General features: G+C 56.1%; 2 rRNA genes. Both read right to left on the bottom strand.

Annotation, left to right across the window (positions count from 1 at the left end):
* Nucleotides 1–67: 67 nt before the first annotated feature.
* Nucleotides 68–181 (bottom strand): 5S ribosomal RNA (gene rrf / locus M3I54_RS44630).
* A 159-nt stretch (nt 182–340) separates the two neighbouring features.
* Nucleotides 341–537 (bottom strand): 23S ribosomal RNA (locus tag M3I54_RS44625); the annotation flags it as partial.

Genomic DNA, 537 nt, shown 5'->3' with positions numbered 1-537 from the left:
CGCCCAAACGCCAGAACCCCGGCTCTCTTTCGGAGACACCGGGGTTCTGGACGTTACAGCATAAGGAGCCTGACGATTACCTACTTTCACACGGGCAATCCGCACTATCATCGGCGTGGAGCTGTTTCACGGTCCTGTTCGGGATGGGAAGGGGTGGGACCAGCTCGCTATGGTCATCAGGCATGACGGGTTGCTGCGTCGCGGTGTTATCGCGCCACAGCCAATCGGGAAGAAGCGTAAAGAGGTGTTGCTCAATTGGGGTTGTGTTGTTTCCGGCACAACACATGATCTCAACCTGTGCGTCCTGCTCACCCACGCGGGGCGGAGGCACACCTGTTATAGGATCAAGCCTTACGGGCAATTAGTATCAGTTAGCTTAACGCATTACTGCGCTTCCACACCTGACCTATCAACGTCCTGGTCTCGAACGACCCTTCAAGGGGCTCGAAGCCCCGGGGATATCTCATCTCAAGGCGAGTTTCCCGCTTAGATGCTTTCAGCGGTTATCTCTTCCGAACATAGCTACCCGGCGATGCC

This window comes from Paraburkholderia sp. CNPSo 3274 (genome assembly GCF_024206475.1).
Lineage (GTDB): Bacteria > Pseudomonadota > Gammaproteobacteria > Burkholderiales > Burkholderiaceae > Paraburkholderia.
This window is presented reverse-complemented; position numbering and strand designations above follow the sequence as displayed.